This window comes from Plantactinospora sp. CNZ320 (genome assembly GCF_002846275.1).
This window is the reverse complement of record NZ_PJMP01000001.1, coordinates 7,753,108-7,777,723: the sequence shown is the minus strand read 5'-3', so window position 1 is coordinate 7,777,723 and position 24,616 is coordinate 7,753,108. Positions and strand designations below refer to the sequence as shown.

Annotated in this window: 16 protein-coding genes and 1 pseudogene; 8 read left to right on the top strand and 9 right to left on the bottom strand. The window is 71.2% G+C overall.

The genetic code is table 11. The features are described 5' to 3' along the window. Positions 1–104: 104 nt before the first annotated feature. Entirely contained in the window at positions 105–1,406 is a 1,302-nt protein-coding gene (locus tag CLT71_RS34865; RefSeq protein WP_101370848.1) for an ABC transporter substrate-binding protein, read from the bottom strand. A 63-nt stretch (positions 1,407–1,469) separates the two neighbouring features. Further along, positions 1,470–2,652 (bottom strand): annotated as a pseudogene (locus tag CLT71_RS34860) (L-arabinose isomerase family protein). A gap of 492 nt (positions 2,653–3,144) precedes the next feature. On the opposite strand from CLT71_RS34860, the gene CLT71_RS34855 reads away from it, so the two are divergent. From CLT71_RS34855 to CLT71_RS34845, 3 genes are all read left to right on the top strand, one after another. After that, complete coding sequence (locus tag CLT71_RS34855; protein WP_158242383.1) at positions 3,145–4,176, top strand: tetratricopeptide repeat protein; 1,032 nt, start codon at positions 3,145–3,147, stop codon at positions 4,174–4,176. Positions 4,177–4,341: 165 nt separating this feature from the next. Then, positions 4,342–5,775 carry a M20 metallopeptidase family protein gene (locus CLT71_RS34850; RefSeq protein WP_486483615.1) on the top strand — a complete coding sequence of 478 codons (1,434 nt, stop codon included), beginning with the start codon at positions 4,342–4,344 and terminating at the stop codon, positions 5,773–5,775. Positions 5,776–6,189: 414 nt separating this feature from the next. Then, the gene (locus CLT71_RS34845) at positions 6,190–7,761 is read left to right on the top strand and encodes a pectate lyase family protein (protein WP_101372040.1); all 1,572 of its coding nucleotides are present in this window, start codon (positions 6,190–6,192) and stop codon (positions 7,759–7,761) included. A gap of 83 nt (positions 7,762–7,844) precedes the next feature. Here the strand turns inward: CLT71_RS34845 and CLT71_RS34840 are convergent, their stop codons facing one another. After that, the gene (locus CLT71_RS34840) at positions 7,845–8,807 is read right to left on the bottom strand and encodes a WYL domain-containing transcriptional regulator (protein WP_101370846.1); all 963 of its coding nucleotides are present in this window, start codon (positions 8,805–8,807) and stop codon (positions 7,845–7,847) included. 132 nt (positions 8,808–8,939) lie between these two features. Here CLT71_RS34840 and CLT71_RS34835 point away from each other — a divergent pair, with 132 nt between their 5' ends. The 4 genes from CLT71_RS34835 (at position 8,940) to CLT71_RS34820 (ending at position 18,787) form a co-directional block, all read left to right on the top strand. Then, positions 8,940–9,626: an alpha/beta fold hydrolase gene (locus tag CLT71_RS34835; protein ID WP_101370845.1), complete on the top strand. Its 687-nt coding sequence runs from the start codon at positions 8,940–8,942 to the stop codon at positions 9,624–9,626. A 610-nt stretch (positions 9,627–10,236) separates the two neighbouring features. Further along, positions 10,237–13,371, top strand: a complete 3,135-nt coding sequence (locus tag CLT71_RS34830) for an OmpL47-type beta-barrel domain-containing protein (protein ID WP_143743747.1) — start codon at positions 10,237–10,239, stop codon at positions 13,369–13,371. 47 nt (positions 13,372–13,418) lie between these two features. Beyond that, entirely contained in the window at positions 13,419–14,675 is a 1,257-nt protein-coding gene (locus CLT71_RS34825) for a multicopper oxidase domain-containing protein (protein WP_199187817.1), read from the top strand. Between the two features lie 35 nt (positions 14,676–14,710). Continuing rightward, positions 14,711–18,787, top strand: coding sequence for a ThuA domain-containing protein (locus CLT71_RS34820; protein ID WP_101370843.1), 4,077 nt, complete (start codon positions 14,711–14,713; stop codon positions 18,785–18,787). A 94-nt stretch (positions 18,788–18,881) separates the two neighbouring features. On the opposite strand, the gene CLT71_RS34815 is transcribed toward CLT71_RS34820, so the two are convergent. From CLT71_RS34815 to CLT71_RS34795, 5 genes are read right to left on the bottom strand one after another with little or no spacing between them, the layout of a single operon-like run. Continuing rightward, complete coding sequence (locus tag CLT71_RS34815) at positions 18,882–19,382, bottom strand: hypothetical protein (RefSeq protein WP_101370842.1); 501 nt, start codon at positions 19,380–19,382, stop codon at positions 18,882–18,884. Positions 19,383–19,420: 38 nt separating this feature from the next. Further along, a complete protein-coding gene (locus CLT71_RS34810) occupies positions 19,421–20,674 on the bottom strand; it encodes an MFS transporter (RefSeq protein ID WP_101370841.1) in 1,254 nt (417 codons plus the stop codon). After that, on the bottom strand, positions 20,671–21,192 hold the full coding sequence (locus tag CLT71_RS34805) for a MarR family winged helix-turn-helix transcriptional regulator (protein ID WP_486483614.1): 522 nt from the start codon (positions 21,190–21,192) through the stop codon (positions 20,671–20,673). Before CLT71_RS34805 ends, CLT71_RS34810 begins: the two co-directional genes overlap by 4 nt. 50 nt (positions 21,193–21,242) lie before the next feature. Further along, positions 21,243–21,896 (bottom strand): response regulator transcription factor, encoded by a 654-nt coding sequence (locus tag CLT71_RS34800; protein WP_101370840.1) that lies wholly within the window; start codon positions 21,894–21,896, stop codon positions 21,243–21,245. Continuing rightward, complete coding sequence (locus CLT71_RS34795) at positions 21,884–23,152, bottom strand: sensor histidine kinase (protein ID WP_101370839.1); 1,269 nt, start codon at positions 23,150–23,152, stop codon at positions 21,884–21,886. Before CLT71_RS34795 ends, CLT71_RS34800 begins: the two co-directional genes overlap by 13 nt. Before the next feature lie 162 nt (positions 23,153–23,314). Here CLT71_RS34795 and CLT71_RS34790 point away from each other — a divergent pair, with 162 nt between their 5' ends. Continuing rightward, positions 23,315–23,548, top strand: a complete 234-nt coding sequence (locus tag CLT71_RS34790) for a hypothetical protein (protein WP_199187816.1) — start codon at positions 23,315–23,317, stop codon at positions 23,546–23,548. A gap of 46 nt (positions 23,549–23,594) precedes the next feature. Here the strand turns inward: CLT71_RS34790 and CLT71_RS34785 are convergent, their stop codons facing one another. Then, positions 23,595–24,548: a helix-turn-helix domain-containing protein gene (locus CLT71_RS34785; RefSeq protein ID WP_101370838.1), complete on the bottom strand. Its 954-nt coding sequence runs from the start codon at positions 24,546–24,548 to the stop codon at positions 23,595–23,597. Positions 24,549–24,616 lie beyond the last annotated feature (68 nt).

Below are 24,616 nucleotides of genomic sequence, written 5' to 3'. Positions count from 1 at the left end.
GATCGGCGATGGGCCGGACCGGTGACCGTTCACGGGTGCGGCGCGGCGGGCGTATGCCGGGTCCGCGAGCGGGCGCGGACCGGCACACGCCTGCGGCGAGCCGCCTACTGCTGGAGTACCGCCGTGATTTCCTTGTTGTCCTTGGCCAGGTCCCCGCTGCCGGTGAGCACCTGGTTGCGCACCAGGGTCAGCCAGGGGCTGCCCGGTGCGTTGAACGCCTGCTGGAAGTTGAGCGCGACCGGGGTGTCACCCTTGCCGGCGACCTCGTTGATGGTGACGAGGCGGGGGTCCTGGGCGGCGTAGGTGTTGTTCGCCAGGTCGGAGCGGGACACCACGTCCTTGTTCTTGGCCAGCACCTCCACCTGGGCCTCCTCGGACATCATCCAGCTGAGGAAGTTCCACGCCTGGGCGGCCTTCTTCGAGTCCTTGGAGACGCCGATGCCGTCCCCGCCGACGAAGGTCGAGGCGCCGCCGTCCGGTCCCGGGATGCCGGCGACACCCACGTCGAACGGCGTCGACGACAGCAGCGTCGCCGGGTAGAACATCAGCCCGACCTTGCCCTCGGTGAACGCCGCCGTCCAGGTCGGTCCGGTCTCGCCGGCCGAGGCGGGCAGTACGGCGCCGGACTTCCAGAGGTCGGCCCAGGTGCTGTACACCTTCTGCGCGGTCGCGTCGGCCAGCCTGGCCTCGGTGCCGTCCTCGCTGAGCACCTCGCCACCGGCGGCCCAGATGGACGGGAACCAGGTGAAGACGAGGCAGCCGCCGCAGTTCAGCCCGGCGGCCGTACCGTAGACGCCGGCCTTCTTCGTGGCCTGGACGGCCTTGGCGGCGTTGGCGTACTCCGCCAGGTTCGCCGGGGCCTTCTCCGGGTCCAGCCCGGCGTCCTTGAACAGTTGCTTGTTCCAGAACAGCATCGACAGGTCGAGTACGAAGGGCAGCACGTGCGCCCTGCCGTCCCGGGTACCGGCCGAGAGGTGACCCTTGTTGATGGCGTCCTTGAAAGCGAGCCCGTCGATGTTGGTGCTCAGATCCTGGAACAGTCCCTGGTCGACCCAGTTCGGCACGTAGACGATGTCGGCGGCGAAGAGGTCCGGCAGGCCACCGGAACCGGCCGCCGCGCCCACCTTCGCCACATAGTCGTCGTTGGGTACGACCGTCAGCTTGACCTTGTTCTGGTGACCGGCGTTGTACGCCTCGACGAGCAGCTTCGCCTGCTTCTCCAGCGGGGCGCGGGTCCAGAGCGTCAGTTCGCTGCCGTCGTCGACGCCGGTGGGTCCGGCCTCGGCCACGCCGCCCTGGTCGCCCGGGCCGTCGTCACCGCACGCGGTCGAGCTGAGGATCAGCGTCGCGGCGAGGACTCCGGCCAGGGACCGCCGGACGAACCGCCCGCCCGATCTTCTCTTCATGATTCTCCTTGGATTCGTGTGAGATGTGCGCCGTTCTCCTTGGTTGGTGCGGTAGAGGTGCGGCTAGAGCCGCTGCGCCAGGCGGTGGTAGCCGCTGTTCCAGCGCAGGTGGTTGGCGAACGACCGGTGGTCGGTCCGGGCGTCGATGGTGAGCAGTTCGACGCCGGACATCTCGGCGAGATCGGCGAGCGCCTCCATGCCGACCGCGGTACTGAGTACGGTGTGGTGCGGCCCGCCGGCGAGCAGCCAGCACTCGGCGGAGGTGGCGAGGTCCGGTCACCGGCGACCACCTTGAGGATGCGCAGCAACGCGGCGGTCTTCCAGTCGCCCTCGCCGCCGAACCCGTAGCCGTCGGCCATCAGGTTCTGCACGGCGAGGCCGGGAAGTTGCCGCAGGCCGCCCAGGTCCTCGAAGTTGGTGGTGAAGGCGTCGAATCCGCCGTCGACGAGGAACTGGCGTAGCCCGAGTTCGATCCGGGCGCCGTAGCGCAGCGAGGCGTGGCGCTCGCCACCGCGCCGCAACTGCGGCACGACGTCGTAGCGCTCCTCGTATTCGGCGACCAGCCGGGTGACGTCGGCGTCGGTGACCTCGTCAACCGCCGCGACGAGGGCGTTGACCCCGTAGGCGTTCACCGAGACGCCCAGGGTCGCCTGGGCACCGACCTTGTCCCCGTCGGTCACGGCGACGTCCCGCATGTTGTCGCCGAACCGGGCCATCCGCAGCGACCGCGCCGCCCGGGCGCCGGTCGCCGCGCGGGCCCAGTCGCCGACCCGTTCGTGTACCGACGGATCACCGGCGAAGCCCGCGACGGTCTTGCGGGCCACCCCCAACCGCGACTGGACGTACCCGAACTCGCGGTCGCCGTGTGCCGCCTGGTTGAGGTTCATGAAGTCCATGTCGAGTTCGGTCCACGGCAGCGACCGGTTCGCCTGGGTGCAGGTGCAGCAGCGGCTTGCCGAGTGCACCGAGGCCGGCGATCCACATCTTCGCCGGTGAGAAGGTGTGCATCCAGGCGATCACGCCGACCACCCGGTCGTCGGCGGTGGCGTCCAGACACGTCCTTCGGATCGCGTCGGCGGTGGTCAGCACCGGTTTCCAGACGAGGCGGGGTTGCGCGCGCAGACCGTCGGCGAGCCGCTGGCACACCTCGTGGGACTGCGTGGCGACCGACCTGTTCGAGCACCTCCTCGCCGTACAGCGACTGGCTGCCCGTCAGGAACCAGATCTCCGTCGGATCGTTCGCCATGCCCACCTGGGTCACTCCGTTCCACCCGACCGGCCGGATCCGCATCGGTGGCGGCGACGGTTCCGGTCTAGGTCGCTGGCGGCCAGGGACAGCCGCGGGTCGTCCGGGCGCGGTGCTCCGCGCCGGAGGGCGCCGAGGCGCCGGATGGTCGTCACGGTCACCGGCCCCCTCGATGTGCCGAAAACCTTTTCGGAGGATTCTGGTAGCCGGGTTACGGTCGTGTCAACAGTGGATTTCCCATCGAACTCCCGCACTGCGAGCCCGGGGCTGAAAGCCTTTTCGGCAACCCCTTCCCCCGGCATCCGCCCGAAACAAGATCCACTACCCCGGAGGCGCTGCCGGGACCGATCCACCCGGTCGGTACCCTCGGGTCAGCTCAGCCCGTCCGACCAGGAGCGGGCGGGAGCGCGTCCGACACCCGGGCCATCCGGAAGTACGCCGGGAGACCCCACGCCGTTCGCTCCGGCGGCAGATCGCGATTCGAGGAGAGTGGTGGCCGGAGAGCCGGACCCGCAGGCCGCGGCGGTCAGTCGCTCCAACGCGCTCATCGAGGTGGGGCGCTGGACACAGGCCGAGGCGCTGCTGCGCCCCGTGCTCGCCACCCGGCCCGATCACCCGACCGCACTTGCCGACCTGGCCTGGATCCTGCGCAACACCGGCCGCCAGGACGAGGCGTACCAGGTCTCCCGCAAGCTGCTGGAGGTCGAGCCGGACTGGCCGACGGCGCTGACCGGCATGAGCGACCTGCTCTGCGATCTGCGCAGGGCGGCCGAGGCCGAACCGTACGCCCGCCGGGCGGTGGAACTCGGCCCGGAGGACGCGGCGAACTGGCTCTCCCTGGCCAACGTGCTGGGCAAGCTCGGAGCCGAACTCGGCGAGGAGGCGCTGTACGCGGCACGGCAGGCCGTACGGTACGGCCCGGAGTTGCCACGGGCACACTCCGTACTGTCGTTGACGGAGTTCGGCCACGGTGACCTCGAACGGGCGGAACGGTCGATGTCCAAGGCGATCGCCCTGGCACCCGAGCACGTCGCCTATCACAACGCGCTCGGCATGATCCAACTGGAACGCGGCAGGCTGGCCGAGGCACTCGCCACCTTCGAGCAGGCCGCAGCGGTCTCACCTGACGCGAAGACGGTCGCCAACATGTTCGGGCTGCTGGAGAGCCACGGCGTACCCGAGCCCTTCGTCGAGCTGTACACCCGGCTGCGTACCGCCATCGGTGACCCGGGCACGATCGACCCCACCGACCCGAGCACCGTCGACGCCCGACTGACCTATGTCGACCGGCTCTGGGAGCGCGGTGCCCGGGAGACCGCCTGGATGCTGCTGGAGTCGGTGTACCGCGACAACCCCGACCGGGAGCCCGCGCTCACCGCCTACGCGTACTACGCGCTCAGGGACGGCCGGCCCGACGAGGCACTGACCGCCGCCCGCACCGCCGTACGGGTCGACCCGGACTCGGCCGAGGCACGCCAACTGCTCGACGAGGCGACCCGCGCCGTCGCCGACCGGACCACCTAGCGCCCCGTCTTTCGCAGATCGATCGGTAGCCCGGGTCGGAACGGGTGGTAGGGGTAGCCGTCGGTCGAATGGAGGGGCCAGCTTCAATGCGTTGACCCGCTCCCGTGCCACAGACTCGGTCCACCGACCTGCTCGGACGGCGGTCGCGGTCTCACGGGAGGAAGCATGTCGAACTCGGATCGGCCGATCGTCGGCCGGCGTACGGTGCTCGGTGGCGCCGCCGTCGTACTCGGTGCCGGGCTGGCGGGCACGGAGGCCGCACGCGCCGCCGCCGCGCCGCCCCGGTCCGGTGCTCCGGCGTCCCGGCCGATCGACCCGGGCGCGGTGCACGCCGTGGCGCGCCGGCTCGACCGCGACCTCGTCGAGTTGCGCCGTGACCTGCACCGGCACCCGGAGACGGCGGGCCAGGAGCGGCGCACCGCCGCCGTGGTCGCGCGGCGCCTTCGCGCCGCCGGCCTGCGGGTCAGGACGGGAGTCGGCGGTCACGGGGTCGTGGCGCTGCTCACCGGTGCCCGCCCCGGCCGCACGATCGGCTACCGGGCCGACATGGACGCGGTACCGCCGGGCGACCAGTTCGGTGGCGGCACCCGACCGGCCCACCTGTGCGGACACGACGTGCACACCGCTGTGGGGGTCGGGGTGGCGGAGGTACTCGCACTGCTGCGCGACCGACTCACCGGTTCGGTGTTGTTCGTCTTCCAACCCGCCGAGGAGTCGCTCGCCGGTGCGGCCGCGATGCTCGCCGACGACGTGTTCGGTCAGGTCCGGCCGGCGGAGATGCACGCCCTGCACTGCGGCCCCTTCCCGGTCGGACAGTTCCTCGTCACGCCCGGCTCCGGGCTGCCCGGCCAGGACCGGGGCGTGGTGACACTTACCGGCCCGGACGCGCCGGCCCGGGCGCAGCGGCTCGCCGCCGCGATCAACGCGATCGGTACGGTCTCCCCGCCCGCCTCGCCCGCGGACCTCGAACGCCTCGTCGCTGACCTCCAGACCCCGGACGGGCCGTTGACCGAGTTCGTCTTCATGGGGGCGCAGCCGCCCGCCCCGGACGGCCCGGCCGAGGTCCGGATCTCCTATCGCTGCTGGCCGGAGCAGCGGTACACCGAGATCCGCGAGGAGATCCGTCGGCTGGCGAACTCGTTCGGCGGGGCGTCGGTGAGCTTCCTGGCCGAACCGTTCCCGGCGCTGCTCTGCCCGGAGCCGGAGGGCCTGGCGTTGCAGCGGTACCTGCGACAGAGCCTCGGTGCCGCCCGGGTCGGCAGGCTGCACGCCCCGGTACCGTTCAACGGCGAGGACTTCGCCCTCTTCCTCGACCGGCTGCCCGGCACCTACACCTTCCTCGGCGTCCGGGCCCCGGGGGCAGGCATCGAGACCAGCGCACCGCACTTCGGCACCTTCGACCCGGACGAGCGAGCCATCGGGTACGGCGTCCGCGCGATGGCCGGCTGGCTGGCCCGGCGTACCTGCGGAGGTCGGATGGCCGGACCCGCTCGGGCGGGTCAGCATGTCGACCATCGCATTGGGAGCTACTCCCCTTGCGATCGGCAACACTCCCGCACCGACGTGTCCCGCACGACCCTCCGGCCGGTCGGCTACTGACCGGCGGCTCAGGGCGCGGGACGCTGCGGCGCGGCGCCGGGCGGGTCGGGGTGCGTCGGTGTCGCCCCGCGCCCGGAAGCGCGCAGAACACTCGAATCTCATCATCCACCCGCAATCCGGGCACGATCTTGCCATTCCTATAGACACTTCCCTATCCTCGCTGGAGAAAGCGCTTTCCCTTCCGCTCTGACGCTGGCAGACCGTCCACCAGCGCCAGCGATCTCGCGCGCCCGGTCACGGCCGGGCCGCCGCGGAACCGCGACCCGAGCCATGGAAGGGCACGCCCAGGCTCCGTGCGCCAGCGGTGGCGGGTGCACCGACGGTGGACGACGGATCGGCAACCTCGGCGAACCGCCGGAACGAGCGCGGCAGGTACCGGCACACAAGCATTCGACAGACGAAGGTGAGGCGAAGATGAGACGACGACCGGCCGCATCGCGGCTTCAGGCGGCGCTGGCAACGGCGGCGTTCGGGGTCGCGGTCGGTGTCGCGCTACCGATGCCGCAGGCGTCGGCGGCGGTCGGCACCGCCACCGGCTATGCGACCCAGAACGGTGGGACCACCGGTGGTGCCGGCGGGCAGACGGTCCGGGCCAGCACCGGAACCGCCATCCACGCCGCACTCTGCGGCAGGGCCAGCAGCAGTACCCCGATCATCATCGAGGTCTCGGGGACCATCAACCACGGCAACACCAGCAAGGTCTCCGGGGACAGCTGCAACACCGCCGCCGACAAGATCGAACTCAAGGAGATCAGCAACGTCACGATCATCGGAGTCGGCGGCGGAGCGCTCTTCGACCAGCTCGGCATCCACATCCGGGACTCCAGCAACATCATCATTCAGAACGTCACCATCCGGAACGTGAAGAAGTCGGGATCGCCGACGTCCAACGGCGGTGACGCCATCGGCATGGAGAGCACCGTCCGCAACGTCTGGGTCGACCACGTCACCCTGGAGGCGTCGGGCGGGGAGTCGGAGGGCTTCGACGGGCTCTTCGACATGAAGGACAACACCCAGTACGTCACCCTCTCCTACAGCATCCTGCGCAACTCCGGCCGTGGTGGCCTCGTCGGGTCCAGCGAGAGCGACCGCTCGAACGGCTTCATCACGTACCACCACAACCTGTACGAGAACATCGACTCCCGTACGCCGCTGCTCCGTGGCGGCATCGCGCACATCTACAACAACCACTACGTGAACCTGCGCGAGTCCGGCATCAACTCCCGGGCCGGCGCCCGGGCCAAGGTGGAGAACAACTACTTCCGCGACTCGAAGGACGTGCTGGGCACCTTCTACACAAGCGAGGCCGGGTACTGGCAGGTCGCCGGCAACGTCTTCGACAACGTGACCTGGTCCAGCCCGGGCAGCGACACCAACCCGGCCGGTCCCAACCCGCAGTCCAACACCACGGTCAGCATCCCGTACTCCTACCGCCTCGACGGCGCCGGCTGCGTGCCGGACGTGGTCCGCCAGACGGCGGGCGCGAACACCGGCCTGCGGGTGTCCGACGGCAGTTGCTCGCCGCAGGGACCGACACCCACGCCGACCCGCCCCACGCCGACGCCGACCGGCCCCACCCCCACCCCGACCGCCCCCACGCCGACACCGACCCAGCCCAGCGGCACAAACCTGAGCATCGGGGCCGGCTCGGACGGCTCCAGCAAGGCCTCCGGGACGGGCTACGGAAACGTGCGGGACGGCGACATGAACACCTACTGGTCGCCGGCCGGCTCGACCGGGTCCATCTCGATCAAGTGGGGTTCGGCCACCACCGTCTCCAGGATCAACATCCGTGAGGCGTCGGGCGCGGTCGGCAACATCGGGTCCTGGCGGGTACTCAACCACGACACCGGTGCGGTCCTGACCTCCGGCAGCGGGGCCGGTGTCATCACCTTCCCCGCGACCTCGCTACGCAAGATCACCTTTGATATCACCAGTTCGACGGGTACGCCGAGAGTCGGCGAGTTCGAGACCTACGCCGGATAGCGGCAGCTTCCACCGGCCTCGGGGTCCGGCATTCCGGATCCCGAGGCCGGCGGAGGTCGCAAGTGGACGGTTGACGGCCCGGCTCAGGGGGTGACGGCGGCGTTGAGCCGCGCCGCCAGGGCCGCGACCGCCGCCCGGAGCTCCGGCCCACCCTCGACCCGGAAGGCGAACGGTACGCTCGGCAGCCACTCCTGGGCGTACATCGCGGGATTGTTGGTGCTGCCGACCAGGACACACCCGTCTCCGGCGGGAAACAGCCGTCCCATCGGGGGGCGGATCCAGGCTGCCACCTCGGCCGCCGGAGCGTCGAAGACGACCCGGGTGACGAACGGCCAGCCGCTGCCGAGATTCTCCTCCAGTGCCACGACCGGGTCGAGTCCGTCGGGCGGCTCGAACGGGTACCCGGTCTGCCGGACCGCGCCGATCCGGTCGAGCCGGTAGGTGCGGACCGCGTCCGCCCGGTGCGAGTGGCACAGCAGGTACCAGCGCCCGTGGCGACTCACCACCGCCCACGGATCCACCTCGGCGTCCCACTCGTTGCCGGGCTCGCTCCGGTAGCTGACGAGCACCCGGCGTCGGGCCGCGATGGCGGCGACCAGCGCGCTGGCGACGGCGGGATCGGGACGGCACGAATACCGGTCGGGCGCGGCCGAGGCGTGCCTGCGCAGCGCTGCCGCCTGCCGGCCGACGCTCTCCGGGAGCACCTGGATGACCTTGCCCAGGGCGGTGCCGACCAGGTCGTCGGCGTCCGCCTCGGCGGCTGCCGGCTGACCGTCGAGCACCGCCATGACCAGACCGAGCGCCTCCGCCTCGGTGAAGACGACAGGCGGCAGCCTCGTCCCGCGTCGGAGCCGGTACCCGCCGTACGGGCCCCGGATCGACTCGACGGGGATGCCTGCCTCCCGGAGGATCCCAACGTACCGCCGCGCGGCCCGCTCCGTGACGCCCAGCCGTGCGGCGAGTTCGGTGGCGGTCGTGCCGGGGCGGGTCTGGAGGATCTCCAGCGCACGTAGCGCCCGCGCGGTGGGGCTCAGTTCGGTCGGCACCCGAGCAGACTAGGTCGCGCCTGCCGTGAACCGGTAGTGGATCGTCCGGATCTGGGCCTAGCGTCGTGCCCCGGGAGCACCGGCGTCAGGGCCGGACGCGACCCGACCGTGCCGCAGAGAGGAAAACTGATCATGGACGTACTGCTCGTCGCCGGCCTCTGGCTCGACGGATCTGCCTGGGACGACGTCGTACCCGTGCTCCAGGCACTCGGCCACCGCCCGGTGCCGATCACCCTTCCCGGGCAGGGCGACGGGGCCAGCGCCGCCACCCTCGACGACCAGGTGGCGACGGTGCTCGCCGCCGTGGACGCGGCGCCGGGGAAGCCGATGGTGGTCGGCCACTCCGCCGCCGTCACGCTGGCCTGGCTGGCTGCGGACGCCCGTCCGGAGAAGGTCGCCAAGGTCGTCCTCGTCGGCGGCTTCCCCGTCGCGGACGGCGGCTCCTACGCCGAGTTCTTCGAGGTCAAGGACGAGGTGATGCCCTTCCCCGGCTGGGGTCCCTTCGAGGGCCCGGACTCGGCCGACCTCGACGAGGAAGCCCGGCGCTCCTTCGCGGCCGGCGCGATCCCGGTCCCGGAGGGGGTGGCCAGGGGCGCGGTACGGCTGGTGGACGAACGACGGTTCGACGTCCCGGTCGTACTCGTGTGCCCGGAGTTCACGCCCGCTCAGGCGGAGCAGTGGATCGCCGCCGGGGAGGTGCCCGAACTCGGCAGGGCGAAGCACCTCGATCTGGTCGACATCGAGTCGGGCCACTGGCCGATGATCAGCAAGCCGGCCGAGTTCGCCCGGGTGCTCGACTCGGTCGCCAGCGACTCCTGACCCGGCCACGAGCCCGCCCCGCCGATCCGGTCGCCAACGACTCCCGACCCGAGACTGCGAGCCCGTGCCGCCGACGGTGATCCACCTGCGCCGTCGGCGGGGCGGGCTCGCCGGCTCGTGGGCCGCCACCACCCTCTCTTTTGTCACCACGGACAAAAGTGTGGACGATCCTGCCGAAAGATCTGGACATCGCGACGGCAAGAACTTAGTGTCGGACAACATCAACATATTTAAACGAGCCAACCGGCGACGCGGTCGGCTCGTCGTCTGAGAGTCACGGCTCGACCGGGGGCGCCAACTCTCCGGGTCGCCGCCGTGCCCGCAGGCCCGGCGCGGCCGTCGCGCCCATGTCGTAACGGCGTCGCTCCGCGTCGGCTCGGCAACACGGCCCGTGTCATCCGCTCACCGGTCGACCCCGCCCTCGTCCACCCTCCCCCACCGAAGGCACTCCGCCCGCACACCAGCCGTGACAGGCCGGCAGCCGCAGCACCGGACCCACCGTCGCGGATTGCGCGGTGTGCGGTCTGCCGTCATGCCGTCCGTCGATCCACGCGAAGCCCTCCACGGGTCGTCGGCGTTTGCCCCAAGACTCGCGAAAGGTGTGTTCGACATGCCAGCCTTCCCTGTGCGATGCGGCCCGCCGAGGCGTTCGCGGCTGCTCCCCCGGCTCGGCACCGCCCGGTCCGGACGACCGACCAGGATGCTCGCGGCGATAGTCGTCCTGATCACCGGCTCGGCACTCCTCGCCGCCCCGGCCGCCGCCCGCCCGGTGGACACCGAGCGGAGCAGAGCCAGCGACCCCACCTCGGCCGGACAGCTTCAGGCCCAGGTGCTCACCTGGACGGCCGGCAACAGCACCGAGGCGTACGTCTCCGCGCCCACCACCGCCACCGCCGGGCCGGCCACCCTGGTCTTCGAGAACAGCGTCGCGACCGGCAACACCAGCGGCATGCAGCACACCCTCACCTTTGACACCGGGAATCCGGAGTACAACCGCGATGTCGAGGTGAACATCCTGGCCGACCCGTTCGACAGCAACCAGGGCCGGTGGACCGTCGACGTGGTGCTCACGGAGGGCACCTACCGGTACTTCTGCGCGATACCCGGGCACGGCGCGATGACCGGGCTGCTCGTCGTCACCGGCGGCGGCGAGGACACGACCCCGCCGACGGTGAGCGCGGCGGTCAGCGGTGAACAGGACGAGAACGGGGCCTACGTCGGCGCCGCCACGGTCACCCTCTCCGCCGCCGACACCGGATCGGGCGTCGGTCGGGTCGAGTACTCGTTGGACGGTGGGGCATACGGCACCTACTCCGGCCCGGTCACGGTGAACGCCCCCGGCGAGCACACGCTGACCTACCGGGCCACCGACGTCGCCGGCAACACCTCACCAGTACAGTCGACCACCTTCCAGGTCGTCGCACCGACCGACCCCGACACCACCGCCCCCACAGTCACCGCCGCCGTAACCGGCGACCAGAACGACGATGGCGCCTACGTCGGCGCCGCCACGGTCACCCTCACCGCCACCGACACCGAATCCGGCGTCGAACGCACCGAATACTCCCTCGACGGCGGCACCTACGCCGCCTACACCGCCCCGGTCACGGTGAACGCCCCCGGCGAGCACACGCTCACCTACCGGGCCACCGACGTCGCCGGCAACACCTCACCAGTACAGTCGACCACCTTCCAGGTCGTCGCACCGACCGACCCCGACACCACCGCACCCACAGTCACCGCCGCCATAACCGGCGACCGACGCGACGACGGCGCCTACGTCGGCATGGCCACCGTCACCCTCACCGCCACCGACACCGAATCCGGCGTCGAACGCACCGAATACTCCCTCGACGGCGGCACCTACGCCGCCTACACCGCCCCGGTGATGGTGCACCAGCCGGGCCGGCACACCGTCTCCTACCGGGCGACCGACAAGGCCGGCAACACCTCCGCACCGCAGACGGTCAGCTTCGAGGTGGCCGACGCGTCCACTCCGGACACCACACCGCCGACCGTCACCGGCGCGGTCACCGGGGACCGCGACGACGAGGGTGGTTACCTAGGTGCCGCCACCGTCACCGTCTCGGCCACCGACACCGAGTCGGGTGTGGACCGGATCGAATACGCGGTCGACGGCCAGGCGTACGCCGAGTACACCGCACCGGTCACCGTCAACGCGCCCGGCGAGCACACCGTCTCGTACCGGGCGACCGACAGGGCGGGCAACACCTCCGCACCGCAGTCGGTCACCTTCACGGTGGTCGAGCGGCCGGGTGACAGCACCGCGCCGACCGCGACCGCCACCGTCACCGGCAACCGGGACGGCAACGGGGCGTACGTCGGCGCGGCCACGGTGACCGTCTCGGCCACCGACGCCGAATCCGGGGTCGACCTCGTCGAGTTCTCCCTCGACGGGCAGCCGTACGCGGAGTACACCGCACCGGTCACCGTCAACCAGCCGGGCCAGCACACCGTCTCGTACCGGGCCACCGACACCGCCGGTAACACCTCCACGCCCGGGTCGGTCTCGTTCACCGTGGTCGCCCCGCCCGACCCCGACAACACCGCCCCCACGGTGACCGCCGCGATCACCGGCCAGCAGGACGGCAGTTGGGCGTACGTCGGCAGCGCCACGATCGTGCTCACCGCCGCCGACACCGGATCCGGGGTCCTCCGGGTCGAGTACGCGCTCGACGGCCGGGGCTACGTCGTCTACTCCGGCCCGCTCACCGTCAACACCCCCGGCGCGCACACGATCAGCTACCGGGCCACCGACCGGGCCGGCAACGTCTCGGGAACCGCGTCGGCCACCTTCACAGTGGTGCCGAGCGGTCCGCCGGCACCGAGTTGCCGGGTGACCGACACCCGGCCGACGGTCTGGCTCGGCACGGCGAACAGCGGGGTGCCGAACCGGGTGGTCGAGGGCCGCTGCTCGATAAACGACCTGATCCTCGACGAGCGGGCCTGGCCCAGCCACGCCGAGTTCGTCGAGCACGTCAGGGCGGTCGCTGAACACCTGCACCACCGGGGCAGGATCCTGCTGAAGGAGCAGAACACCCTGATCCGCACCGCCCGCGAGTCCGGCGTCGGTCGGTCCGAGGCGAAGCAGGGCTACCAGCCGCTGCTGGACCGCACCGCCGCCTCGTTCAGGCTCTGGGAGCAGGTCGGGGCGGGTGGCTTCAGGCGCAACGCCGACGGGTCGATCACCAGTCGGGCGGTCGACGGCCTCGGCATGCTCTGGTTCCCGGTCCGCAGCTACGGGGACTTCTCCCTGAAGCTCCAGTGGCGCGACGACGCTCCCGGTGACGGCCGGGCCAACAGCGGGGTCTTCGTCCGCTTCCCGCAGGTGCACCAGCACCCGCAGGAGTCCCGCCCCGAGTGGGTGGCCATCAAGTACGGCCACGAGTTGCAGATCTTCGACCGCACCGACGGCGACCAGTACAAGAGCGGTTCGGTGTACGGCTTCGACCGGGTCGACCTCGATGGCGCCGGGGTCACCCCGAAGGGGACTTGGAACGACTACGAGATCCGCGTCGTCGGCCAGCACTACTCGGTGTTCCGGAACGGTGAGCTGATCAACGAGTACGTGAACGTCCCCGACGCCGTCTTCAACCCGCCCCGGGCGGACGATCCGGGCGGTGCCGGGCGGCAGGGCGCGACCGGCTACATCGGACTGCAGAACCACGGCGCCGGCGACATCGTCACCTTCCGCAACGTCAGGATCGCCCCGCTGACCCCGTGACCCGCACACCGTCCTCTCCCCGCCCAGTCGAGCGATTGGATAGAACGTTGGACAAGGAAACGAAGGAGATCGGCGAGGTCGTGCTCGCGGCACCCGCCGCCGAGCCGGATCCACGGCCGGGATCGCCGGCCCGGCTGCTGGGCACCAGCGGCGGCCGGGCGCTAATGGTGGCGGCCATCATGCTTGTGACGCTCGTCGGCGCGGGCGGGCTGGCCGTGGCCGGCGGCAGCACCACCACGGCCAGACCGGCCGAGCGGGTGGTCGAGGCGGCGGCGGCCGGGGCGGAGCGACCGGCCGGCTGCGTCACCCCGGACCGCCGACTCCAGCTGTACGCGGTCGAGCTGCCGAAGGACCCGGTGACCAACCAGGTCCGGCTCGGTTACGGCCTCACCCCGCAGACGGCCTCCTACCCCGGGCCGACGATGGAGATGATCGAGGGCGAATGCCTGGCGATCACCCTGCACAACCAGGTGCCTGCCGCCACCCTGGAGCAGTTGCGCACCGATCCGGCGCATCCGGTCGGCGTCTCACTGCACGTGCACGGGGTCAAGTACACCCAGATGTCCGACGGCACGGTGCACAGCAACTCGTTCGTGCCGCCGGGCGGGTCGCGGACGTACGTCTGGTTCGCCAAGCCGCGTACCGCGACCTCGCCGGGCACCGCCGGCTACTGGTGGTACCACGACCACGTGGTCGGCGGGCCGCACGGCACCCAGGGCCTGCGCTCCGGGCTCTTCGGCGGCCTGGTCGTACGCCGACAGGGTGACCCGAGGCCCGACCGCACCTACGTGACCGCCTTCGGCGACCGGCAGACCATCAACCTGCGACGCAGCGCCGAGGCCGACACCTGCGACCCGGTCAACCCGCAGCCGGGCCCGACCTGCCTGGTCGCCAAGCTGGGCGAACGGGTCGAGTTCATCGTGATCGGCATCGGCGACGACATGCACACCTTCCACGTGCACGGACACTCCTGGGCGGACACCCGGACCGGCCTGGTCACCGGCACCAACAAGGCGCTCATCGACTCGATCCCGGTGATCGACAACAAGACCCTCGGTCCGGGTGACACCTTCGGCGTGCAGATCGTCGCGGGCGACTCCGTGGGGCCGGGGCACTGGATGCTGCACTGCCACATGCAGTTCCACTCCGACCTGGGCATGTCGACGACGCTGCACGTGCTCGACGAGAACGGACAGATGCCGCCGCACGCCGGTAACCACCGGCCGGCGGCACCGGCACAGGGCGCGGCCGCACCGGCACAGGACGGTGCCGCAGCGGCCGGCGCGCACGGGAACCACCGATGAGAAGGACTCTTCGTACCCCCTCTGGAGGAGGAGAAATGGCTCACCAGCGCCATTTCCGGCTGTTCCGATCGGTCGGGCGACACCGTCCCGGCCCCGTCGACGAACCGTGCGACGTACCCGCCCCGGTGACCCGGACGCGGCGGCCCGACGCCGGACCGCTGCGCCGGGCGGTGGCCCTCGCCTCGGGCGCGCTGCTCACGCTCGGCCTGCTCGGCGCGCCGGCCACCGCCGCCCCGGACGAGAGCGTCGGCGGGGTCGCGCCGGCCTGGGGCGGCCAGGCGGTGAACGTACTCGTCTTCCACGGGCCGGCGGCGTCCCAGGACGACCCGGTCGCCAAGGCCGTCAGCGCGATCCGCAAGCTCGGCAACGAGCACGGCTTCACCGTGCACTCCTCCGCCGACCCGGCGGTCTTCACCCCGGACAACCTGGACCGCTACCGCAGCGTGGTGTTCCTGTCCGCCAACGGGGTGACGCTGGACGACGCCCAGGAGGCGGCGTTCCAGGCGTACGTCAAGGGCGGTGGCGGGTTCGTCGGCATCCACGACGCCGCCCGGGCCCAGCCCAGCTCCGAGTGGTTCACCGGGCTGATCGGCACCCGCCCGGCGGCGAGCCTGCCCGCCGCGGAGAAGATCGAGAGTGTCACCGCCAGCGGCAACAACCCGCCGAACGAGATCGTCGAGAACCTGATCGACGGCTCGACCGGCACCAAGTGGTTGACCCGTACCCCGACCGGCTGGGTCGTCGCCAAGCTCGCCGAGCCGAAGGCGATCGCACAGTACGCGCTGACCTCGGCGAACGACTTCGTCGGCCGTGACCCGAGGGACTGGACCCTGCAGGGCTCGGCCGACGGGGAGACCTGGACGGATCTGGACCGGCAGACCGGTCAGACCTTCTCCGGGCGGTTCCAGACCAAGCAGTACGCGTTCACCAACACCACGCCGTACGAGTACTACCGGCTGAACATCACCGCCAACAGTGGCGAGCCGCTGATCCAGCTCGCCGAGTTGTGGCTGATCGGCCCGGACGCGGGACCGGCGCCGGAGTCCCGGGTACAGGAGGCCGTGGTCGAGGTGGTCGACCGGCAGCACCCGGCGAACAAGGGCCTGCCGCTGACCTGGACCCGCTCCGACCAGTGGATGAACTGGGACCCGAGCCCGGTCGGCCGGGTGCACACCATCGCCCAGATCCGGGAGCGCAGCTACCAGCCGGGGCTGGCCGGCAACGGCGCGTTCCACCCGATCTCCTGGTGCCGGGACTACGACGGCGGCCGGTCCTTCTACACAGGCATGGGGCGTACCGAGGCCAGCTACACCACCGACACCAGGTTCCGTGGCCACCTGCTCGGCGCGTTGCAGTGGACGACCGGAATGGTCCGGGGCGACTGCCAGGCGACGATCGGGGCGAACTACCGGATCGAGCGGCTCACCGCCGCCAACCAGTCCGGCCAGCTCGACCAGATCGGCGAACCGCACGGCCTGACCGTCGCCCCCGACGGCAAGGTCTTCTACATCGGCAAGGCAGCCTGCCCGAGCGGGCCGGTCGTCGACTGGGCCAACCCGGAGGTGGGGCTCGGCTGCGGCACCATCCACCAGTGGGACCCGAAGAGCAAGCAGGTCAAGCTGCTCACCACCCTGGAGGTGATGGGCAACCGGGGCAGCGGCAGCGAGCTGGTGAAGAACGAGGAGGGCCTGGTCGGCATCACCCTCGACCCGAAGTTCACCGAGAACGGCTGGTTCTACGTCTACTGGATGCCGCACGAGTCGATCGACCGGGAGCGCCGGGTCGGCCAGCGTACGGTCTCCCGGTTCACCTACGACCACGAAGCGCAGTCGATCGACCAGGGTACCCGCAAGGACCTGCTGCACTGGGAGACCCAGATCCACAGCTGCTGCCACGCCGGTGGCGGGATGACCTTCGACGAGTCCGGCAACCTCTACATCGGCAGCGGTGACAGCAACTCCTCGGGCGGGTCGAACGGCTACTCCGGGAACAACTGGACCCAGGAGTACGCCGGCATCTCGTTCCAGGACGCCCGGCGTACCTCAGGAAACACGAACGACCTGAACGGCAAGATCCTGCGGATCCACCCGGAGCCGGACGGCACCTACACCATCCCGGACGGCAACCTCTTCACCGGTCAGGAGCAGGGCGGCGGGAAGACCCGGCCGGAGATCTACGTGATGGGTGTCCGCAACATCGCGCGGATCGCCTGGGACCCGGTCAACGACTGGCTCACCGCCGCGTGGGTCGGCCCGGACGCCGGCGCCCCGAGCCCGGAACTCGGCCCGGCGAAGTACGAGACGGCGACGATCATCACCTCGGCCGGTAACCACGGCTGGCCGTTCTGCATGGGCAACCGGCAGCCGTACCGGGACCGCAGCAACACCGACGCCACCGTGCTGACCGGCTGGTACGACTGCGACAACCCGAAGAACGAGTCGCCGCGCAACACCGGTCTGGTCAACCTGCCGCCGGTACGGGACAACATGATCTGGTACTCGCCGCAGGGTGGCGGACCGGTCTTCCCGAAGCGTACCGACGGTAGCGGGCTGCCGACGTACAAGGCCGAGGACGCCACCTACACCCAGCCGTACCTGAGCGGTGGCGGGCAGGCCATCATGGACGGTCCGACGTACCAGCGCGAGAAGGTCGACGTGAACAGCGGCGTCGCCTGGCCGGCGTACTGGGACAACAAGTGGTTCATCGGTGACCAGTCCAACGCCAACAACCGGATCGCCGTCACCGTCGACCCGGAGACGGTCGCGTACGCCGGGGCGCCGGCCTTCGCCGAGGACGTGCGCAGCATCATCCAGGGCGGTACCGGAGCCAACCAGCTCGACTCCTGGATGGACGCGAAGTTCGGGCCCGACGGCGCGCTCTACATGCTCGACTACGGCAGGGGCTTCTTCAGCCTGCACCCGAACCAGAAGCTGGTCCGGATCACGTACCAGGGTGGTCAGGCCACGCCGAACCCGAGCCTGGCCACGGCCCGGTCGGTGACGCCCAGCCAGCCCCGGACCATCGGCTTCTCCGCCGCCCGGGTCGGCGGGGTGGCCTGGGAGTGGGACTTCGGCGACGGCAGCAAGCTGTCGCACCAGGCTCACCCGACGCACACCTACAAGCGGTACGGCACCTTCACCGCGACGCTGAAGGTGACCTACGCCGACGGTGAGGTGGTCACCGGGAAGGTCGAGGTGAACGCCGGTTGCGCCGCCGCCGACGCCCGGCCGACGGTCTGGATGCTGGACACCGACACCGGGATGGCCAACCGGCAGACCGGTGGCGGCTGCACGATCAACGACCTGATCGACGACGAGAGCACCTGGCCGAACAGGGCCTCATTCGTCACCCATCTCGACGCCGTGCTCGCCGAACTGACCGCCGCGCACGTCATCGACAACCGCGAGTCGAGGGCGCTGCGCCGGGCCGGCACGCAGTCCCCGATCGGTGCCACAGACGGCTACCAGCCGATCTTCGACGGTTCGGCGAAGTCGCTCGCCGGCTGGCGCCAGGCACCCGGCGGATCGTTCTCGCTGCGTCCCGACGGTTCGATCCGCAGCTCCGGCGGGCTCGGCATGCTGTGGTACGCCGACCAGCAGTTCGCGGACTACACGATCAGGGCGCAGTTCCGCGACATCTCCCCGGAGAACGTCCGAGCCAACAGCGGCATCTTCGTCCGGTTCCCGGATCCGAGGACTCCGCTGGAGCAGCGGCCGGCGGGCAGCTGCGGCACGGTCGGGTCGGCCCGTACCTCCCAGGCGTGGGTTGCGATCTACTGTGGACACGAGATCCAGATCTACGACGGCGAGACCGGCGAGCCGCAGAAGACCGGCTCGGTCTACAACTTCGCGCCGAACACCCTGGACCGGGCCGGGGTGACGCCGAAGAACCAGTGGAACGACTACGAGGTGCGGGTCACCGGCCAGCACTACACGATCGTCCGCAACGGTGTGGTGATCAGTGAGTTCGACAACTCACCCGGCAAGCAGTCGTCCCGCCAGGGCGACCCGCCGACCGACCTGCGGCAGTTCCTCAGCGGCTTCGTCGGGTTGCAGAACCACGGCAACAACGACGTGATCGAGTTCCGCAACATCAGGGTGCGACAGCTCTGACCACCAGCGGTGCCGGACACGAGTCGAGCGCCCGTGTCCGGCACCGCTGTTCTGCCGCATGCCGCCAGACAGTCGGCCCGGCGAGGGGTGTGGCTCAGTCGCTCACTCCGAGGTGCAGCAGCCACACCCGGTCACGTACCCGGACCGCCACGTCGACGTAGGCCCCCTCGTACCAGTCCTTCGTCTGCACGGTGACGGTCCAGGATTCGGCGGAGGCCGGCCAGATCCGCCCCATCAGCGCCACCGCCCAGTCCGCCAGCGCCTCGGCCAACTCCCGCGCGGCGGCCTGCTCGGCCCAGGCGTGCGGCTGGCGGGTCGGGACGAACAGCCCGGGCAGGGCCGCGCGGACCGTCGTCGACCAGGAGCCCACCGGCTCCAGGCCGGAGACCCGGCAGCTCGCCGGTAGCAGCGCGTTCACCGCCGCGATCACGCCCTCGGCGGTCAGCGGGCCGTCTTTCAGGGTGAACGTGCAGGCGTGGTCGGCATCCTCCAGCAGGTCCTCCAGGACCACGAGGGCATGGTTGATCATCTGCGGAACCGCGTCCGGCCACGCGTATTTCGCCGCCGACAGGCCTGCCCAGTCGAATTCCGTCACGCCGACAGGGTAGTGATCATCGTCGTCCGCTGTCGCGCTCAGGAATGTGCGGGGGCGGGAGCCTCCAGGGTCATGGTGAACCGCTGGAGTTGCGGGACGAGGGCGGCGATCAGGCCCAGCCCGGCCAGACAGGTGACCCCGCCGACCACCAGGGCGGTGCCGGCCGTGCTTCCGCCCGCGACCAGCCCGGCACGGAGACCGCCGAGGTGCGGTCCGGCCGCCCCGACGACGTGTTCCAGTGCGGAGACCCGGCCACGGTGCGACTCCGGCGTACGCGACTGCACGATCGTTCCGCGGGACACCACGGACCAGGTGTCGGCGGCACCGGCAAGTGCCAGCAGGGCGAGGACGACGGGAAGCTGACCGCTCAGGCCGACTCCGGCCAGCGATGCTCCCCACACCGCGGCACAACCCAGGAGTACCAGGCCGGGGCGGTTCCGTCGGGTGATCGTCCCGGAGAGCGCTGAGGCGAGTACGCCGCCGATCGCCACCGCCGAGGTGAGCAGGCCGAGCACCTCCGGCGACCCGCCGAACTTCTCCTGGTTGATCACCGGGAACAGGGCCGTCGGCATCGCCAGTACCGTCGCGCTCAGGTCGACCAGGAAGGCGGCCCGGACCACGGGGGTGCGGGCGGCGTAGCGGATCCCCTCCCACACCGCCCCGGCACCCGGTCGGCCGGCCCCGTCGGTCGCGCCCGTCGGCGGCAGCCCGGTGATCCCGATCAGGGCGGCGACGGCGGCGATCGCGTTGCACACGAAGCAGACCGTGGTGCCCCATCGGGCGGTGAGCAGACCCGCCAGGGCCGGGCCGAGCAGCACCGCCATCTGGAAGGAGAGGTGGTTGAGGGCGAGTCCCGCCGCCAGCCGGTCGGCGGGGAGCAGTCGGGTGACGAAGGTACGACGGGCCGGGGAACCCAACGCGGAGAGCGCTGCCGTGACGGCGACCAGTACCAGCATGGCCCACGTCCCGTCGCCCGGCCGGACGGCGACGGCCGCCATGAGCAGGCTGGTCACGATCTGGCCCCAGGTGGTGGCCAGCGCCAGCCGCCGCCGGTCGACGTGGTCGACGAAGGCGCTGCCGAGCAGGGCGAAGGCGATCATCGGGGCGGCGGTGAAGAGGCCGATGAGCCCGACCATCACCGGGCTGCGGGTGTGCTCCCAGACATAGAAGGTGACCGCGAAGACCCCTAGTTGACTGCCGAGTCCGGAGGCTGTCGTGCCCAGCCAGAGGCGGCGGAAGGTGGGGTGCTCGCGCAGCGGGCGGGTGTCGACCAGGACGCCGGGAACGCTCACCGCAGACGTCCGTCGAGGGCCCGGTCGAGATTGTCGGCGAGGCGCTGTCGGAACGAGCGTGTCGCCAGTACGGCGTTGATGTCCTCGACGACCCGGCTCAGCGGGTACGGGAGTTCCGCCTCCAGTTCCCGCACTGTCGCCTCGGTCGCCCGCCACTCCGCCTCCAGCAGGGGCAGCACCTCCCGGCCCCGGCTGCTCAGCCGGATCCGGCGGGTCCGGCCGTCACCGCTGCGCGCGCTCTCGACGAACCCCGCCGCCCGCATCGCGGCTGCCGTCTGGCTCATCGCCGAGTGGGTCACCTCGACGGCGGTGGCCAGGTCCTGGATGGTCATCGACTCGTGTCGGGACAACTGGATCAGAGGACCCACGAACCGGGTGCGCAGCCCGGTGATGCCCGCCTCGGTGTAGAGCGCGGCGATCTCCTGGTCCATCGCGTGCAGCAGCTGGAAGAGCGGGCGCCAGTGGCTGCTGTCGAGCAGGTCCTGGCGCTCTTCCCCGTTTTTCTCGTCCTTGGCCACGGAGACACGTAACAGCACTTATATAAGCGCTGTCAAACTGATTTACGCCCTCAGCGCTGGGTGTCCTCCAGATAGCGCAGGACCGCGGTGACCCGCCGGTCCGCGCGGTCGTCCGGCGGCAGGTCCAGCTTCGCGAAGATGCTGCGGATGTGCTTGTGCACGGCGCCCTCGGTGACGAACAGGCGCTCGGCGATGGCGCCGTTGCCCAACCCCTGCGCCATCAACCCGAGCACGTCACGCTCGCGCGGACTCAACCGGCTCAGCGTGCTGTCGGGACGGCTGCGGGAGAGCAGCTGGCCGACCACCTCCGGGTCGACCGCCGTACCGCCGTCGGCGACCCGGTGCAGCGCGGCCAGGAACTCGTCGACCCGGCCGACGCGCTCCTTCAGCAGGTACCCCAGCCCCACCGTGCCGGCGGCGAGCAGCTCGGTGGCGAAGGCCTGCTCGACGTACGCCGACAGGACCAGCACGGCGAGTCCCGGCTGCCGGCGCCGGGCCTCGACCGCGGCGACGATCCCCTCGTCGGTGTGCGTGGGCGGCATCCGGACGTCGACGATGGCCACGTCCGGGGTGTGCGCGTCCACGGCCGCCAGGAACGCGCCCGGCGCGTCGGTGGTCGCGACCACGTCGAGCGACTCGGCCCGAAGCAGCAACGCCAGACCCTCGCGCAGCAGAGGGTCGTCCTCGGCGATCACGATCCGCACGGCAGCTCCGCCTCCATCGTCGTGGGCCCCCCGGCCGGGCTGGTGAGCCGGAAGCGCCCGTCGTACGCCTCGACCCGTCGCCGGATGCCCACGATGCCCGACCCGTCGCGCTCCTCGGCACCGCCGTGCCCGTCGTCGTCCACCCGCAGCAGCAGCCGGTCACCGGCCCGGCGGACCGCGACGGCGGCGCTGGTCGCCCCGCTGTGCCTGGTCACGTTGGTCAGCGCCTCGGCCACCACGAAGTAGGCGGTCGCCTCGATCGAGGCGGCACACCGACCGGGCACGTCGATATCGAGCCGACAGGGCACGCCACAGTTCGCGGCGAGCCCACCGAGGGCACCGGTGAGCCCCCGGTCGGCCAGGACCGGCGGCAGGATGCCGCGCACCACGGTACGCAACTCGGCCAGCGCCTGCTCGGCGGCGTCCTGCGCCCGGTCGAGTACCTCATCGGCGAACGCCGGATCCCGGGCCAGTGCCCGCCGGGCGGCGCCCAGCAGGACGGTGACCGCGACCAGCCGGTTCTGCGCACCGTCGTGCAGCGACCGCTCGATGCGGCGCAACTCGACCGCGTGCGCGTCCAGCGCCGCCGCGCGGGTGGAGGTCAGCTCGGCCACCCGCAGCGACAGGTCGGCATCCGCGGCCGGTGCCAGCAGGCGACGCCCGGGCCACGCCTGAAGTCGCGCCAGACCCGGGCCGACGCCGACGACCACTGCCAGCCAGCCGACACCGATCAGCCCGACGGCCAGCGCGTCCAACACCCCCTCGATCTGCCAGAACACCACCCCGGGACCACCGGCCCCGGGCGGCAGCAGCCAGAACCACAACGGGAAGGTCAGACTCTGCACCGCGTAGAGCGGCAGGCCCAGGCCGACCAGGCCGATGACGAAACCGCCGGTGGCGTGCACCACGAGCCAGACCAGCTCACGCCGTACGGCGGCATCCCGGATCGCCGCACGCGCTCCGGCAGGTACCGGCTTCGGGCCGATGATTTCGGGGCCCCACCGGGACAGCCGGGCCCGCTCCCGATCCGCCACCGCCCGCACCACGCGCAGGGCCGACGGCACCAGCAGCAGCCCGACGCCGAGGGGAACGGCCAGCGCCACCGCGACCAGGTAGCTCAACCCGCCGAGCGCCAGCAGCGCCGTGCCGAGGCCGCCGACCAGATGCTCCAGGGCGTCGACCGAGACTCGCACCCGGTCCCGCAGATAGTGCCGGGCCGAGCGCCACCGGGCACCGGCCGGGTCGTCGGTCGTCATCCCACCTCCCGGCCAGACCCTAGGACACCCGGTGGCGTGCACGCGAGGTGGCGGGCCGAGAAGTACAGCCTGCTGTACTCCGGTCGACGCGCTGGCGGGATCGTCGCTAGCCGGATCCGCTCCTAGCGTTGGTGACACCACCGAGTACCCGAGGAGCACGTCATGACCGACCAGTACCGCATCTCGCCGCCGACCGACACGACCACCCCGCCGGAGCGTACCGGCGGACGGGGGTTTCTGCGTCCACTGCTCTGGACGGTGCTGATCGTCAGCGCCGCCGCCAACGGGACCGCCTCGATCGCCGGGCTACCCACGCTGGTGGGGGTCGCCTTCGGCGTCGTCACCCTGATCTCCATCGCCGCCCTGATCGTCCACCACTACCGGCACCGCCGCTGAACAGGCCGGCGCGGCTCGCCGTGATCCACCGGCCCGCCGATCACGGTCAGGGGGTGACGACGGGTCGTGCCGCCGACGCGAACGACCGACGGTAGTGGCCCGGACTCACCCCGACGACCTGCCGGAACCGCTCCCGGAACGCCGTCGCCGAGGCGAACCCGGCCAGCTCGCCGACCCGCTCCACCGGCTGGTCGCCGGTCTCCAGCAGGAGCTGCGCGTGCCGGACGCGTTGCCGGTTGAGCCACTGCATCGGGGTGCTGCCGGTCTGGTCGCGGAAGTGCCGGCTCAACGACCGGGTACTCATCGACGCCCGCTCGGCGATGGCGGCCAGGGTCAGCGGGTGGTGCAGGTTGTCGGTCAGCCAGGCGAGCAGGGGCTGCAGGGAGATTCCGGCCGGTGCGGGTGGCTCGTGTGCGATGAACTGCGCCTGGCCGCCGGCCCGTTCGAGCGGCATGACCGAGCTTCGGGCGGTCCGCGCGGCCACCGCGGCGCCGTGGTCCCGGCGTACCAGGTGCAGGCAGAGGTCCAGTCCGGCAGCGGCACCCGCCGAGGTGAGTACCGATCCGTCGTCGACGAAGAGCACCTCCGGGTCCACCAGCACGGCGGGGTGCCGGCGGGCCAGTTCCGCGGCGGCGGCCCAGTGCGTGGTGGCGCGACGCCCGTCGAGCAGCCCGGCGGCGGCCAGCAGGAAGGCCCCGGTGCAGATCGAGACCACCCGGCCGGTGGCGGCGGTGAGCGCCGCGACGAGTCGGGTCGGGACCGGAGCGTCGATGTCGGCGACACCGGGGACGACGACGGTGTCGGCCTCGGCCAGCGCGGCCAACCCCTCCGGTACGCCGATGGCGATCGGCCCGGCGCGAACCTCGGCGGCCTCGGCACAGACCCGCACCTGGTACGCCGGACGGCCGTCGGCCAGCCGGGCCCGCCCGAAGACCTCGATCGGCACGGAGAGGTCGAAGGGAACCACACCGTCGAAGGCGACGATCACGACGCGATGCATACGGCCATTCTGGCGAGAACCCGTCGGTGGCTGTCTCGGCAGCCACTGCCGCCGGACGACCGTCCTGC

Excerpts from the sequence above, each read along its gene's own strand:
- CLT71_RS34865 (WP_101370848.1), bottom strand. The coding sequence starts at position 1,406 with ATGAAGAGAAGATCGGGCGGGCGGTTCGTCCGGCGGTCCCTGGCCGGA.
- CLT71_RS34850 (WP_486483615.1), top strand. The coding sequence starts at position 4,342 with ATGTCGAACTCGGATCGGCCGATCGTCGGCCGGCGTACGGTGCTCGGT.
- CLT71_RS34845 (WP_101372040.1), top strand. The coding sequence starts at position 6,190 with ATGAGACGACGACCGGCCGCATCGCGGCTTCAGGCGGCGCTGGCAACG.
- CLT71_RS34835 (WP_101370845.1), top strand. The coding sequence starts at position 8,940 with ATGGACGTACTGCTCGTCGCCGGCCTCTGGCTCGACGGATCTGCCTGG.
- CLT71_RS34830 (WP_143743747.1), top strand. The coding sequence starts at position 10,237 with ATGCCAGCCTTCCCTGTGCGATGCGGCCCGCCGAGGCGTTCGCGGCTG.
- CLT71_RS34820 (WP_101370843.1), top strand. The coding sequence starts at position 14,711 with ATGGCTCACCAGCGCCATTTCCGGCTGTTCCGATCGGTCGGGCGACAC.
- CLT71_RS34795 (WP_101370839.1), bottom strand. The coding sequence starts at position 23,152 with ATGACGACCGACGACCCGGCCGGTGCCCGGTGGCGCTCGGCCCGGCAC.
- CLT71_RS34790 (WP_199187816.1), top strand. The coding sequence starts at position 23,315 with ATGACCGACCAGTACCGCATCTCGCCGCCGACCGACACGACCACCCCG.
- CLT71_RS34785 (WP_101370838.1), bottom strand. The coding sequence starts at position 24,548 with ATGCATCGCGTCGTGATCGTCGCCTTCGACGGTGTGGTTCCCTTCGAC.